Annotated in this window: 10 protein-coding genes; 2 read left to right on the top strand and 8 right to left on the bottom strand. The window is 42.3% G+C overall.

What is annotated here, in order from left to right:
* Positions 1-174 precede the first annotated feature (174 nt).
* The 5 genes from G1O98_RS07695 to G1O98_RS07675 all read right to left on the bottom strand — a co-directional run bounded on the left by G1O98_RS07695 (position 175) and on the right by G1O98_RS07675 (position 8,579).
* Entirely contained in the window at positions 175-5,325 is a 5,151-nt protein-coding gene (locus G1O98_RS07695) for a hypothetical protein (RefSeq protein WP_163928171.1), read from the bottom strand.
* Positions 5,295-6,632: a P-loop NTPase fold protein gene (locus G1O98_RS07690; RefSeq protein ID WP_163928169.1), complete on the bottom strand. Its 1,338-nt coding sequence runs from the start codon at positions 6,630-6,632 to the stop codon at positions 5,295-5,297. Before G1O98_RS07690 ends, G1O98_RS07695 begins: the two co-directional genes overlap by 31 nt.
* A gap of 470 nt (positions 6,633-7,102) precedes the next feature.
* On the bottom strand, positions 7,103-7,276 hold the full coding sequence (locus G1O98_RS07685) for a hypothetical protein (RefSeq protein ID WP_163928168.1): 174 nt from the start codon (positions 7,274-7,276) through the stop codon (positions 7,103-7,105).
* A 155-nt stretch (positions 7,277-7,431) separates the two neighbouring features.
* A complete protein-coding gene (locus G1O98_RS07680; protein WP_163928166.1) occupies positions 7,432-8,289 on the bottom strand; it encodes an SDR family oxidoreductase in 858 nt (285 codons plus the stop codon).
* A 59-nt stretch (positions 8,290-8,348) separates the two neighbouring features.
* Complete coding sequence (locus G1O98_RS07675; protein ID WP_083782292.1) at positions 8,349-8,579, bottom strand: hypothetical protein; 231 nt, start codon at positions 8,577-8,579, stop codon at positions 8,349-8,351.
* 491 nt (positions 8,580-9,070) lie between these two features.
* Between G1O98_RS07675 and tatC the strand changes: the two genes are divergently transcribed.
* Complete coding sequence (gene tatC, locus G1O98_RS07670) at positions 9,071-9,865, top strand: twin-arginine translocase subunit TatC (RefSeq protein WP_114080191.1); 795 nt, start codon at positions 9,071-9,073, stop codon at positions 9,863-9,865.
* A gap of 114 nt (positions 9,866-9,979) precedes the next feature.
* On the opposite strand, the gene G1O98_RS07665 is transcribed toward tatC, so the two are convergent.
* The 3 genes from G1O98_RS07665 to G1O98_RS07655 all read right to left on the bottom strand — a co-directional run bounded on the left by G1O98_RS07665 (position 9,980) and on the right by G1O98_RS07655 (position 14,470).
* On the bottom strand, positions 9,980-10,942 hold the full coding sequence (locus G1O98_RS07665; protein ID WP_163928165.1) for a diguanylate cyclase: 963 nt from the start codon (positions 10,940-10,942) through the stop codon (positions 9,980-9,982).
* Positions 10,943-10,949: 7 nt separating this feature from the next.
* Positions 10,950-14,033, bottom strand: coding sequence for a response regulator (locus G1O98_RS07660; RefSeq protein WP_163928163.1), 3,084 nt, complete (start codon positions 14,031-14,033; stop codon positions 10,950-10,952).
* A gap of 128 nt (positions 14,034-14,161) precedes the next feature.
* Positions 14,162-14,470, bottom strand: coding sequence for a DUF3067 family protein (locus G1O98_RS07655; RefSeq protein ID WP_163928162.1), 309 nt, complete (start codon positions 14,468-14,470; stop codon positions 14,162-14,164).
* Positions 14,471-14,698: 228 nt separating this feature from the next.
* Between G1O98_RS07655 and petC the strand changes: the two genes are divergently transcribed.
* The gene (gene petC, locus G1O98_RS07650) at positions 14,699-15,238 is read left to right on the top strand and encodes a cytochrome b6-f complex iron-sulfur subunit (protein ID WP_114080194.1); all 540 of its coding nucleotides are present in this window, start codon (positions 14,699-14,701) and stop codon (positions 15,236-15,238) included.
* Positions 15,239-15,298 lie beyond the last annotated feature (60 nt).

The following is a 15,298-nucleotide window of genomic DNA, read 5'->3' as shown; positions in this document are numbered from 1 at the left end:
ACCTGTTAAATTAAGGAGAGATTCTGGAAATCTGATCGCCTACGGTGGGGTCTAGACCATCGTACAAATGTCGCTCATCCTCTTTCACCGCTGTACTATTCTGCAAATAATCTCTCACGCAACTACAAGCTGGTGCCAACAATTTCTCTGGCCTGAATGGGGAAAAAATCTCCATCACCTACCAGAACACAAGGCCCGTTCGCCCCTGGCGTTGGCGGAACCATCACTCTTCATGACCTTCTGGTTAGTCTGCAAATAATCATGCAGCAAATTGCAACCCCGTGTTAGTAGTTTTTCCAGTTCGATATCTGCCAAATCTTGGAAAATCACTGTACCATTACCACTACCCGCAGCTAAAGTCTTACCGTCATTACTAAAACTGACGCTGGTTAACTCTTGCTTATCACCTTTCAAAGCAATCAGTAATGTCCCTTCGCGGTTCCAAATCCTCACTTTGTCATCACTGCTAGCAGCTAAAGTCTTACCATCGGGGCTAAAACTTACACTAATAAAACTATCACCATCACCTGCAAGATTACTTAGCAGATGACCGTCTCGGTTCCAAATCTTCACGGTGCTATCAATACTAGCTGAAGCAATTTCTTGACTATCAGGCGACCAAGCAACCCCATTTACCCGGCGGCTATGACCAATTAAGGTATATAGCAATTTACCATCTAAACTCCAGATTTTCACGGTTTTGTCATCACTGGCTGAAGCTAGCAACTTACCATCGGGGCTAAAACTTACCCAATTCACTGCATCTTGATGTCCTTGCAAGGTGTTGAGCAGCTTACCATCTCGACTCCAAAGCTTTACTGTTTTATCTTTACTAGCTGAGGCAATTACTTGACTATTAGGCGACCAAGCTACACTCAAGACGGTACTATTATGACCTTGTAAGGTGTTGAGCAGTTTACCGTCAGTACTCCAAAGCTTCACTGTTTGATCTTTACTAGCCGAAGCGATCGCTTGACCATCTGGACTGAAACTAACCCCCCAAACTTGACCCTGATGCCCTGTAAATATGCGGAGTAGTTTACCTTCGCGGCTAAATAGTTTTACAGTTTTGTCTCGACTCCCAGCTGCTAAGGTGCGATCGCCTGGGCTGAAACTGATGCTAGTTATCCAGTCATCATTATCGGCTTTGGGTTTTCGCAATAATATATCGTCCCAATGCCAGAGTTTAATAGTTTTGTCCCGACTTGCAGAAGCTAGGGTGCGACCATCTGGGCTGAAGCTGACACTGTTAACCCAATTATTATGTCCTTTCAGGGTTCCCAGCAACACACCTTCAAAACTCCAGAGTTTGATTGTCTCATCGGTACTTGCAGAAGCAATTGTGTTACCATCACGGCTAAAACTGACGCTGGTAACTCCAGCACTATGCCCTGATAGGGTTCGCAGTAATTTCCCCTCTAAATTCCACAGTTTGATTGTCTGGTCTAAACTAGCAGAAGCGATCGCTTTCCCATCGGTTGACCAAGCTACACTTTTAACTGCATCATCATGTCCCTGCAAGGTTTTGAGCAGCTTCCCATCCCGACTCCACAATTTTACTGTCTTGTCTGCACTCCCAGAAGCAATGGTCTGTCCATCGGTTGACCAAGCGACGCTCAAAACTGCACCATCATGTCCTGGCAAGGTTTTGAGCAGTTTACCATCCCGACTCCACAGTTTTACTGTCTTGTCTGTACTCGCTGAGGCAATAATTTGTCCATCTGGGCTAAAACCGGCACTATTCACTACACCTTGATGCCCTAATAGAGTAACAAGTAGTACACCCTCTCGGCTCCAAAGTTTTACCGTCTTATCTTGACTAGCGGAAGCAACAATTTGACCATCGGGGCTGAAACTGACGCTATTAACTACATCTTCATGCCCAGATAAGGTTTTGAACAAGCTACCATCAGGAAGCCAAAGTTTAATTGTAGTATCCGCACTAGCTGAGGCAATTAAAGAACGGTCAGGACTGAATGTAGCATTATTTACTCCAGATAGATGCCCCTCCAAGCGGTTATATTCTTTCAACCCAGAAACAGCTTGATAGAGCGCCGTCTGTACTTGCTCTCTTGTGTAGGAATCTACCCAAACTATTTGTTGTAATTTTCTTCCTGCCCTTAAAGCTTCTTTTAAAGAATCAATACCTTTTTGTGAGGCAAAGAGGGCTTCACTGGATGCACTAAGGGTTTTAATTTCACTATCTACTGCTGTGACGATGGAAACACTTAATCCCAATATGGCAAGAAAAGAAGCAGTCAAGGCAATTTTCAACGAACGATTTAATTGAGCTTCACTAAGTCTTTGTTTCTTTTGACTTTCTGCAAGTTTAGCTGTTAATTCTTTTTCTTTTAGTTCAGCTCGTAATTGTTCAATTTGTAACTGACTCAATTCTTCCCGCTTGTGTAATTCTCGCAATTCTGTTAGTAAGTCCACTCCCTGTTGAGGATAAGAATCTACTAATGTGGAACGCTGCGTTTTCTGGCTAAGTTCGCTCTTAAGTCGGTCAATTTCAGCTTTACTTTGTTCTACTTTGTGGCGCAACTGATTTAGTTGTACCTGTAGGCTCGATTCTTGTTGTTGTAAGTAGCGAATTAAGTCTACTAAATAATCGTGAATCAGTTGATAGCGTTCTGGTACATCAGGGAATAGTACTACCAAACCGGAGCGTACTAAAATATCTAATACTAACTCTAATTTGCTGGCATCTTCTAATTCTGCTAATTGCGCCGCTAATTCAGCACGAGTTTTAAATGGTCGGTTGTTACTTTCATCTGTTAATAAGTATAAGACAAGTAACGCGGCTCGTTCATTTTCTGGGCCGCAGTCTTTAATCAGTTCTTTAAGATATCGCTCGATGAGTTTGTTGGGTCTATACGGCTGATATTCTTCTAGAGTAGTAATACGCTCATCTTGAATTTGCGCTCCCACAACTTGCAATTCAATGGGGCGGACTTCTCCAAATTCTGTGGATAAATCTTCGATTAAGGCATCGATTAAAGCAGGTTCTAAATTAAACTGCGATCGCTCGGTCAATTTTTGGATAATTGCTTTAGCATATTCTGGTGAAAAGTTATTCAACTGGTAGCGAATATGCTTGTCGAGAATATTATTATTAATCGCTTCTAGTGCCGAAAGATGTTTAAAATCTAACAAACGATGTAAGTAATCTTCTCGTAGCGAAAGGATAACTTTAACAAAGGGGATATTTAGGCAATCACTAATAAATTTATCAAATTCTTGCTTTTGGTTGCGATCGCTATAACCAAAGAAAAATTCTTCAAACTGGTCAAAAATTAAAACTGTGATCAGGTGGTTATCAGCATTTTGTTGGAGTTGTTGTAAAATTCTGACGATGGTGATGGGTGTAGGAGAGTAGGGCAAAATCTCCGCCGCTTCGATGTTTGTTTCTAGCTTAATATCAGCGTAGACGGCAAGGGATGCGTCACTAAACATCGCTTCACTTAAAGATTTCTCTAATTCCCGCGCCCAATCGGTATAAACTTGCAATACTACAGGCACAGCTATTTGATCGCCAATAGCTCGATTTTGCAGTGCTGGAACTAAACCAGCAGTAACAATAGAACTCTTACCTACCCCTGATTGACCGTGAATCACCGTCAGCTTTTGATCGGCGCGGCTTATTCTCCCAATTAAGTTATTAATATCACGCTCCCGACCAGAAGCCGCAATTTCTAAAGCAACGCTGCTACTTCCAGAATGTGACATCAATGCTGGGTTTGTTGCTTGTCTTTGGGGTTGCAAGCGCCCTGCACCAATAAAAGCCCGAAAACCATACTGCTGCTCAACAGAACGCCGTTTCTGTCGAATGTAATAGGCTTCCAGATAGCGGCCTTCTTCAAAGTATAGCGATCGCAGTGTCCGCAATAAGCGAATATAACGATGGGCATCGTATTGATGGGCACTGCTTTCTAAAGCTGCTGACAATTCTTTTGTTGCTTTTTCTAAGTATTCATGAGCGATTACTAGCTCACCTAAATTTCGCTGTGCTTTCGCCAACACTAAATAGTAAATTTGCGCTAACAGTAAGGGAAATAAGCAGTTATAAGGATCGTTGTGCTTTTGCGCTTCACCTAATTTCAACAGCGATACATGGGCTAATATACTCGCCTGTACCCACCGAGACTGCTGCACAGCCACTTGTGCGAGAAAACCGTAGTCACAAGCTAATTGAATTTGACTACCATAAGTTTGATGCAACTCCAGAGACTTTTGGGCAACTGTCTGCAATTCTTCCCACTCTTGCAGATATTGCAAAACTTCAGCGAGTTGACTAATAAACCCAGCAACTATATCTAAACGCCCAGCCACCTGTAAAACATTCAAACATTGCTGAAAATAAGATTTAGCTGTATACCAATGACGACGGTTTTCTGTTTGATTTTGCTCTGCGAAACGGCAATAACATAGCCCAATATAAAACAGCAAGATTCCCTGTCGCAAAGGTAGCGGCGATGGGGGGGATGGAGGTGTAGGGGAAGAAAATACTCTTTCATCTCCCTCTACTTGCCTATTTCCGATTTCCTCTAATTTTTGCCAAACTTGCAAGCTTTGCTGAAAGTGGCTTAAAGCTGTACTGATGCGATCGCTAATATAATTATCTAGACCAAAAACAAACTCTAAACTAGCGTGTAATTCTGGCTCTAAGGTAATCCCACGATTGTGCAACTCTTCAATCGCAAAGTGGAGTTCATAGCTATTTTTCCAGACTTGCTCCACAGTGAAATAATGCTTGGCAACTTGAGGAGGTTGGTGTTGTCCAGCATCGCTTGGTAACACCGTGGCAAATAAAGCGTCCGTTTCCTGTTGCAAAAATTGCCGCAATGATTGAGTTGTCATCTCAAACCGAATCGGTGTAGCCGCCCAACTCGCAAAATCTGGTGCTAAACGGACTACCTTTTGCAACACTTCTTCATTCACCCACACAATCATCGGAAATGGGTGGCGTTTGCGAAACTCATCACGAATATGATTGATAGACCTCAGTAAATCGTCGATTCCATCTACTGACTCCAAACCCAAAATCATCAACGCCGATGGCGGATTATCTTCAGTTACCAGTTGTAAATGAATACTTGTGTAAAGACTTCTAGCATTATGCGGCAGAATTACCTTTTGAATATGGTGTACTCCTGAAGAGAGTTCTTCGAGTCGTTGCAGCATAAGTTCTTGCAAAACTCGATAATTGCAGCACACCAAAACCAGAGAGAATTGACCGCTAGAAAGGGCAATTGCTCTCCCCAAACTCCGTAAAGCCCGCTCATTAGCTGCTCTTATATCTGCTTGTGGGTGTCGTTCAACCATGATTTAAATTTTTCCGTCTCTGCTAAAACTGGGTTGACGGCAAACCAAGCTCCCTGATGATCTCGGTATTCAAATACAAATAAACTTCGCAATAAAGTGTGGTATTCTATATCACCTCTAACTCTTTGCTGTTGCACTACCTGAAAGATTAATTCCCACTCATGAGGATCGATCGCATTAGCTCGGTAATCTCGCTGTCTTTGAATCACCAAATCAACACACTCCCGCTCAAAAGGTGGATCTTGTTCTCGCAGACAGTCAAACAGTAACCCTAGCAAGTCGCGGACATGACCACCACTAATCAAGCACAACCGATCTAAGGTTTCCAAACTATCAAACACCTCTGTAATTAAGCCTAACCGATCGCTAGGTAAAATGTCTGGGAAAGCTCTAGCTAGTACCATTTGCCGCAACATTGCTAGCCCTTGAGGAAAAATCTCTCCAGAGCGCAGACGTACAGGTATCATCGGTAACATTTTTGGTGCGACTCCTCCCCCCAAACGATGTTGAAGTTCGGCGCTATCGTTGGAGAAAGTCAGAGCTAAAGGAATAGTGTAGACTACATGGCAATTTAGTTTGCGTAACTGTTCACCACGCTGAATAAATAAGTATTCTGGCAGCGATCGCCCCGATGGTAAAGGTCGAATTGCAACTCTATCCAGATTATCAACAATAACCACCAGTCCTTTTTTACCTCTAGTTTTTAGTTCCTTGATGGCACGTTCTAGCAATTCCTGATTAATTGACTGTAAAATGTTTGCTGTTCGCGGTTCTAAATAATCTCTTAACCGCCGCCGCAACTGGGGACTTTCTTTAGTTTTAGCTGTAATTTTGGCAATGCCTACAGACAATTCTGCTTCTACTCCAAGGTCAATTGGCGTTTGCAGAAAATCTACGATTTCACCAAACAACTTGCTAAAGTAAGTAGATTTGAGCCTGATTTTCATGGCTTCTAGGCTCTCACTTACTTGTCCTGCGATCGCCAACAAAATATCAGTCACATCCACATCTGCCATTTCTAAGACATGGGTAGACTCAAAGTAAACTACATGAAATTGCTGCGCTTCTAACTCAGCTTTTAACCGCAACAACTCCGTTGATTTTCCACAGCCGAGATGTCCTGTAAATAGCTGACAAGTTGGTTCATCGGGCGATATTTTAGCGATCGTGCGCTGCAAAGCTTCGATAATTTTGCCACCCCGTACCGCAGCAAAATCAATGTAGTACCTGCGATCACTGGGATTTCCTATGATTAGAGGTCTGCTCGGATTGCAAGCCTGATAAAATCTTTCTAAATCTAGGAGCATAACTAATCAAGTTCACTCAAGAATGGGGATGACAAAATTTACTGAATAAATATATTGATTTTAGGGAATTTATGCTTTATTTTAATCAAACTACTAACTAAACTAGCAGAATTTCGGATAATTGTTTATACATAAGTTAGATGTAGCACATAGTAATGCTGAGATTTTAGTTAAAGTAAGCAAAAATACTACTATAAGTACAAATAGCAAAAATATCTAATATTAAATAAGCTACTCTTATCAATATTAAAAATATCCGGTACAAAAAAAGGTACTGTTAAGTACAGTTTTGTAGCTCTCTTGAACCCGTCATCAGCTTGAGTTATTAAAGAGCTTTTGTCACTTTTGCGAGAGAATAATCTACAATCCTTGCAACATAAGACTTTTAGCAAAAGCGTTGGTTAATTACAACTTTAATTTAGAGTTAATTTTTGACTAGATTCCTGCCTCTAGTTACAAAAATAACGATTTTATTGATGACAAGAACGATTTTGTTGATGACCAAAACGATTTTGTTGATGACCAGAACGATTTTGTTGATGACCAGAACGATTTTGTTGATGAAAAGCATAATTTTCATCAATAAAATCATGTTTTTGTTCATAACAGCTTTTGAATTCAGAGTGACTAGGGCGTGTTTCCAAAGTTTTAGCTCCCCCCAACCCCCCTTTCTAAGGGGAGCTAAAAATCTCTTCAAGTCCCCCTTTTTAAGGGGGATTTAGGGGGATCTAAAAAATTAGGAGGCTAAACGAGTAGTTTGAAAACACGCCCTAGCCCTGAAGTATTGACGATCGCTAATCTACAATCCCATTGAGTATAAAATTATCTGGTCATGTAGCTTATCAGGCAAAATATGCTTTAGCACTGCTCCGAGTTTGGCATCTGAACCAACCAGATAGCGCGTCTTAGGTTGCTTTGCAGTGAGCGCATGAACAACAGTCTGAGCGACAATATCCGCAGAAATTCCCTTAGATGCGAGAATCTGCATTTTCTTGCGGACAATATTCATTGCTTGACCGTAGAGATTTTGTGCCGATTGTGGTAAATCGTGCTGTGCTACTTCCGATTGACTTAGGGACTTTTCCCAAATTGGGGTAGCGATGGAACCAGGTTCAATAATTGAAACCGAGATTCCCCAAGGACGTAATTCCATCCGCATGACATCAGTGAGTGCTTCCAAGGCAAACTTAGAAGCATTGTAAGCTCCTAAGAACGGCGTAGGACTCCTACCAGCAATGGAACCCATATTGACAATTCGGCCCCGACTTTGGCGTAAAAGGCCAAGAAATGCTTGTGTCACTGCTAATTGTCCGGTGACATTAACCTGCATTTGGTGTTGAAATTCTGCGATCGCTAATAATTCTAAAGGCCCAGGGATAGCGATTCCGGCATTATTCACCAAACCTAAAATTCCAGTACCACCGACTTCATTTGTTACCTTATCAACCGCAGCTGCGATCGATTCAGCATCAGTAACATCTAAAAAAATTGGAATCAGTCTTGGTGATCCTTTCTGCTTAAGTGTTTGAGCATCAATATCTTGACGCACGCCAGCAAAAACAGAGAAGCCCAACTGGTCTAAAAGCAAAGCACACGCTTGGCCAATTCCTGTTGATGCTCCCGTAACCACCACTGTACGTTGATGTTCTAAAACCATTAATTTTCTTTTTTTATAATTTGGACTACCAATTCCCAATTCCCAATTCCCAATTAGTATCAATCTTTGCAAGTACCAGCCCGAAGACAATCTTCAGTTTGGTCATCTCTAGCTGATATTTGCCAAGGTAATATGCGTGACGGAGCATTTGTACTGTAAGCAATTAGAGCAGCTATTATCGGAGGCTGGTTTTTGACAATTGTCACATCACTACTAAGACTATTACTTAGCCCAACATTGTATAAATAAACAGGCAATGCCATCATGACAATGCAAATTGTCCGTTTCATACTCAACCTCAGCTAAAAATTTCCGATTGCGCTATGTATGTATAGATGCCACCTTGATGAACCGGATTTTTAAAACTGAGTATTATATGTTGATGTTGTGTGAATTTACCCAGCACTACTAGTCGTGTATCAACTTGAAATTGATGGGTAAACAATCTCTTAGCAAGGATTTTAGCCCTTATTCTTGCACTAAAATGCTTACCACAAACCATCAAAACAAGTTAGACAGACTACTAGCCGCAGAGACGTGATTTCTAAATTATCAGTTCCACCCTTTTTTAGGTTAGGCATTGCCTACAAGATGGCTTCCTACTAACTTATGCAGATGCAACCCTAAAAAACAGGACAAAAAACCCACAGCATCCAAAAACATATCTTGGTAGCTGCATTCCCCGGATAAAATAATGAAGAGTGCTGAGTTCCAAGTCCTGAGTAAAAAATCTTGCTTATTACTTAGCACTCGGTTATAAATGTTGCCTACTAGCTGACTCATGCCGCCTTTACAAGACGTAGATACTGTAAACGTTCCCAACATCGATCCAGAAGGATATGGCAATTCAGACACAGATCCTCTTAATGAGTTGCCCGATGAAGTCGAAATGTCCCTTTTCGACCACCTAGAAGAGTTACGACAGCGCATTTTCTATTCGCTGATTGCCGTAGCGATAGGTATTATTGGCTGTTTCTTTGCCGTTAAGCCGATTGTTCAACTGCTTGAGGTTCCAGCGCAAGGAGTAAAATTTCTCCAACTTGCACCTGGAGAATATTTCTTTGTCTCCTTCAAAGTTGCAGCCTACACTGGTTTAGTACTTTCTAGTCCTTTTATTCTTTACCAAATTATCCAATTTGTGCTTCCAGGACTGACTCGCCGCGAACGCCGTTTACTGGGGCCTGTGGTTTTGGGTTCAAGTGTACTGTTTGGCGCGGGTTTAGCATTTGCTTATTTACTCCTTATCCCCGCAGCATTGAAATTTTTCATCAGCTACGGAGCAGATGTAGTTGAACAACTTTGGTCAATAGATAAATATTTTGAATTTGTGCTGCTACTTTTATTCAGCACTGGTTTAGCATTTCAAATTCCCATCATCCAATTGTTGCTTGGTAATTTGAATATTGTCTCGTCTGAACGGATGGTTTCTGGTTGGCGTTACGTGATTATGGGAGCAGTAGTTTTAGGAGCCGTACTTACACCTTCTACCGATCCTCTAACTCAAAGTCTTTTAGCAGGAGCCGTTTTAGGGCTTTATTTCGGTGGTGTTGGGCTGGTGAAGCTCACAGGTAAATAACATTTGGAATAAGTAATATAGAATAGGTAAAAAATTTTAATCCCAGCGTTGGCTTACCAGTTATACAGAATTCAGAATTGAATTCTGGCAACTGATGCCAATATTTATTTTTTGTTAAGTTACGAGGCGTTTAGCACGTTTATGCTCATACATGAGCTTGTCAGCCTCTTCTAGCAATTGTTCTAGTGAAACGTTTTCATTTAAAGCACATTGGGTAGCACCAACACTTATGGATAGTTGATATGAGTAATTATGCTCTTGATTAAAGCGCTCAATATTTTCTTGCAATCGCGGACGAAATTCATCTGTATTGCCTGGGGAGCAGACAGGAACAAATATTACAAACTCATCTCCTCCTATACGGGCAATAACATCCGACTCACGGAAGCTTTGTTTTAGTAATTGGGCTGTGTCAACGATCGCTCTGTCTCCTATTTCATGTCCTAGAGAATCATTAATCTGCTTTAAACCATCTAAATCAACAAACAAAAGACAGCAAAATATTTCTGTACGTCGGGCAATTTTGAATTGATGATTTGCCAGCCAAAAGAAACCACGTCGATTATATAATCCTGTCAATTCATCAGTTAAAGATAGCTGCCTTACCTCTGCTTCAGCCTTCAGGCGTTCCTGAATTTCATGCTCTAGGCGTTGATTTTGCTCAAGAAGTTGTTGATGTTGCTGTTTGATGAGTAGCTGATTTCTGACTCGCATTAGCACTTCAAGTTCTTGAAATGGTTTGGTGATATAGTCTTTTCCGCCCAGTTCAAAAGCCTGAACTTTATCATTAATTTGGTCAAGGGCACTAATAAAAATAATCGGAATTTGCTCTGTTGTTTTTGATGCTTTCAACTGTTGACAAACTTCATAGCCATTCATTTCGGGCATATTGATGTCAAGCAGAATTAGATCCGGTGGATGTCGCTCGGCAGCTTGTAATGCCATTCTCCCATTGATGGATTTACGGATGGTATAACCCTGTAACTCTAGTATTTTGGTTAACAACCGTAGATTATCGGGGGTATCGTCCACGATCAGGATATTCGTTTCCGAAGGGGATTTAAGTAAATTAGCCATAATCTTTTTACTGAGTTTGGGTGAGAGTTGCGATCGCTTCCAACTCGAAGTTCTCCACCAGATATTTCAGAGCATTGACGAGAACTTGCTCCTGGTTAGGGATTTGAGTGATGAGATTGTAGAGTTCGGCATCGTTAAGATCCAAAGCTGCTTGATGCACCTGAATAATCCACTCTGGCGACATTACCTGTAAATCTTTAGCTGTTAGGGATTTCTGAAGTAAATTTTGCTGGTCTAACCCCGGTAAAACTTTTTCACGGTAGCAGTAGCGGACTCTTAAGTAGTGTGCAATCTTCTCAAATAGGATAGCTTCTATAAATGGTTTATTAATGTGGTCGTTGCAGCCTACTTGAATGCTGGTGGTATAGTCTTCCTCAAAGGCATAAGCCGTCACCGCAATAATCACCACGTCTTTACCTCTTTCCCCCGCTCGAATTTGTCGGGTAATTTCGTAGCCATCCACCACGGGCATTTGAATGTCCATTAAAATTAGGTGGGGGTGCCACTTTTCCCAGAGCGCGATCGCTTCATTTCCGTTCTCGGCAGCACAGACCTCGAACCCAACTGATTCCAATAGCCTGATGAGCAACTGACGATTTTCTTGAAAGTCTTCCACCACCAAAATGCGATAAGTGGGCTGTCCGGGTTCTAGACCGATAACAGTGCGAGTCGTTTCCGGCGCGATGATATCTATTGAGTTGCCCAGACTCAGTAAAACCTCACAAATAAAAGTAGACCCCTGATTTAGGGTGCTTCGCACTGTAATATCACCACCCATTAAACGGGCAAACTGACGGCTAATCGATAAGCCTAAACCTGTACCTTGATTATGGCGACCTAGTTCTGTTTGCATGAAGGCCGCAAACACATTTTCCAAATCAGACTGAGCGATACCACATCCAGTATCTTCAACTTCGACATGAAGGGTGATGATTGGTTTGGAATCATCGGTATAAATAGAGGGACTGCGTTCTGTTGAATCAAGTGAGTTGATGCTGGACACTCTCCCGGTCAAAACTTGTAATCGCAGGCTGACATTACCTGTTGTCGTAAATTTGATCGCATTGCTTAATAGGTTGAGCAGAATTTGGCGCAGTTTTGATTCGTCACCATACACATAGCGAGGAACGCTGGTATGCTGTTGTGTTCTCAAATCAATTCCTTTCTCTAAAGCTTTGAGGGCAACCATATCTCTGATGGAGTAGATTAATTGATGCAAATCGAAACAATTTTCCGTTAGCTGTAACTGACCCGCTTCAATTTTGGACATTTCCAACACATCGTTGATCAAGGTTAGCAAGTGTTCTCCACTGCGGCTAATGATGTCTAAATCTTCTTGAAACTCAGATGGAATCTTGTTGCTGCGGTTCATCAACTGAGTAAATCCCAAAATGGCATTGAGAGGAGTTCGCAGTTCGTGGCTCATTTTAGCGAGGAACTGGCTTTTGGCACGGTTAGCGATCGCGGCTTGTTCTGCCGCTTCTTCTAGGGCTATCTGGGAAAACTCCAGCAGTGCCAACATCAGCGTATTTCGCATCTCACTAGCGGCTTCTAGTTCGGCCATTTCCCAAGGCAAGGAAGTTTCTCTCACGGTTTCCTTCCACAGTTCAAACGACTTTCGGGGACACAATTCCATCTCTCCAATTTCATTGATTTTCACTGTATCCTGGGGGTTGCCGACCCAATTCACTGTCTGGATTTGCTCTGGTCGAAACCAGATAATGTGGTAAGACTTTTGTTTAACATGATTGAATAAAATTGAAATTGCGAGGATGCCGCTAGCTTGATCTTTAAATGCCTTCGCTTCTGGATATAAACGTGAGAGGGAATCAGTCGTAAACACTTGTTCCCCCTGGTGTTGCACTAACCACGTCACCAGATCCTGTACTTGGGTAATCGATGGCGTTTGACCAACTAATGTCAGATGACCGTCAAGTGAAATCGCCGCTCCTTGAGCATGAACTAGCTCCAGTAATTGAAAAGTATTTCGGCTCAACACTTGCTCAATAAAATTGGACTCTTGCAATAATGTTTGTTGCAGTTCATTCTGAATCCTTTTCACCCGTGTTCGGTAAAAATGCAATTCTTGTTCTTGCTTATGCACCAGTTCAATTGAGGCAAACTGTCCTAAAAATTCACAGGCTTTGCGAGTTTCATAATCCACTAGTTTCGGGCTGGAGTGGTGACAGGCAATTAATCCCCAGAGACGTTTGTCGTTGAGCAACGAAATCGTCATCGACCCAGCAACCCCCATGTTTTGTAAGTATTCAATGTGATAGTGAGACACTCCTCGTAACACAGAATTACTCAGATCCAGGGGTGTATCCGTCAGAGGATAGTTGCTGGGAATCAGGGGGATCGGGGTGTAATTGACATCAGGAATGAATCGTATCAACTTGCGGCAAAACAACTTGCGGGCTGGTGCGGGAATATCTGTCGCCATATAGTGCAGTCCCAAGTAGCTTTCTAAATGCCTCTGTTTCTGCTCCGCAATCACCACACCACTGTCGTCTGCCTTAAAGCGGTAGACCATCACCCGATCAAACCCAGTCATTCTTTTCACATCTCTGGCAAGGGTTTGAGCCATATTTTTTAGGTTAGTGGCATTACGGAGATTGGCGATCGCCCCTTGTAGACGGTGATAGAACTGGGTTGAATGAATGCTGTTGCTGGATTGCTGAGGTTCTAATTCCAGGATCAACCCATCTATCATCCGGTACATTATACCTGTGAATATTTGATTTTTCTGTTGCCAATCAGTTTGGGCAACCCTCCGCCGCGTTTTTAGTTGAAACGGATTGCAAAGCTCCAGGTTATCTTGAGCTAGATACCCAGCAAGTCGCTGCACTTGATCGCCAGAAAACAATCGTTGCAATGGTTGACCCAGCAATGCTTCTGCCGAAATCCCAAAAAACTGTTCCACATTTTCGCTAATCTGCAAGATTCTAAGGTGTGGCTCTTGCAGCATCAGCAAAATTCCATGCGGCTGAATATAGCCCGGAGCATACACCGATTCATCACTGCACACTTCTAAAGCCGTTAGTAATGAAGGGGTCAGCGAGTCGAGTGAGATCGGATTTGGTGACTGCATAGCTTAAGATAAGCGATTTGGGAAATCAAAAAGTTGTGAATATGTAAGTTAAAAATTCAGACAAGGAGAATTGCCTGGAATTAGTTTAATTAGCTATTACCAGAAAGGGAAAAGGAAGAAAAACTTGGTCACAATATCCATTCTGAAGAACGTTCACCCAAATCTAGAGGAATGCTAACAGCCTTACCGAGGCGGGGGCGATCGCGTGTTTGGGCAATAAATGTTTGTACTTGTGTTGACCCGCCCAAAGCATGGAGATAATTAGCAATGCTGTCAAGATGCTCTTGGTATTCCGCCTCGCTCAAGGGAAAAGAAGCTTGCTCCACGTATTTCCACATTACTTGCAAAAATATCTTTCCCTGTGCCCGCCGGAACTGGACATCATAAGAATATCCCCACTTATCAAGCAACATCTGACGTAATTCCTGTCCTGTCATAGCTTTTCTCAATCAGATTTTACATTTAGTTATGATGTTAAGTTCCGTGACTCCAGTATGATAAGGATATAAAGAAATGTAATGCTAACAGAAAAGATGCTTTTTATATCTTGGAACAAAGAAGTATGGCATCGTTGTGAGCGCTAGCATTTCGACTTAGACAAGAGTTCCTCAAGTACAGTACTTTTGTCAAAATGCTTAACAAAATACACAAAGAGCGCGTAGATTATGGCTCAATTTTCTGAATCAGCAGACGTGCCCGATATGGGTCGTCGTCAGTTCATGAATCTGCTCACTTTTGGGACTGTCACTGGAGTAGCTCTGGGTGCATTGTATCCCGTTGTCAACTACTTTATTCCACCGGCTGCTGGTGGTGCTGGTGGCGGTACAACGGCAAAAGATGAGCTAGGTAACGATGTTAGCGTCACCAAATTTCTAGAAAACCGGAATGCAGGCGATCGCAACCTAGTCCAAGGGCTAAAGGGAGATCCCACCTATATTGTGGTAGACAGCAAAGAAGCGATCAAAGATTATGGCATTAACGCCATCTGCACCCACTTAGGTTGTGTCGTCCCCTGGAACGTTGCTGAGAACAAATTTAAATGTCCTTGTCATGGTTCCCAGTATGACGAAACTGGTAAGGTTGTTCGGGGCCCAGCACCACTGTCTTTGGCTTTAGCCCATACCAATGTAAGCGACGACAAAATCGTTTTGACCCCTTGGACTGAAACCGACTTCCGCACCGGTGATGCTCCTTGGTGGAGTTAATAATTTTGTCCTTAGTTCTTAGTCATTCGTCCTTTGTTCAGGGCTTAATGACTAATGACT

Origin of the sequence: Nostoc sp. UIC 10630 (assembly GCF_010747425.1) — a bacterium.
GTDB lineage: Bacteria > Cyanobacteriota > Cyanobacteriia > Cyanobacteriales > Nostocaceae > Nostoc.
This window is presented reverse-complemented; position numbering and strand designations above follow the sequence as displayed.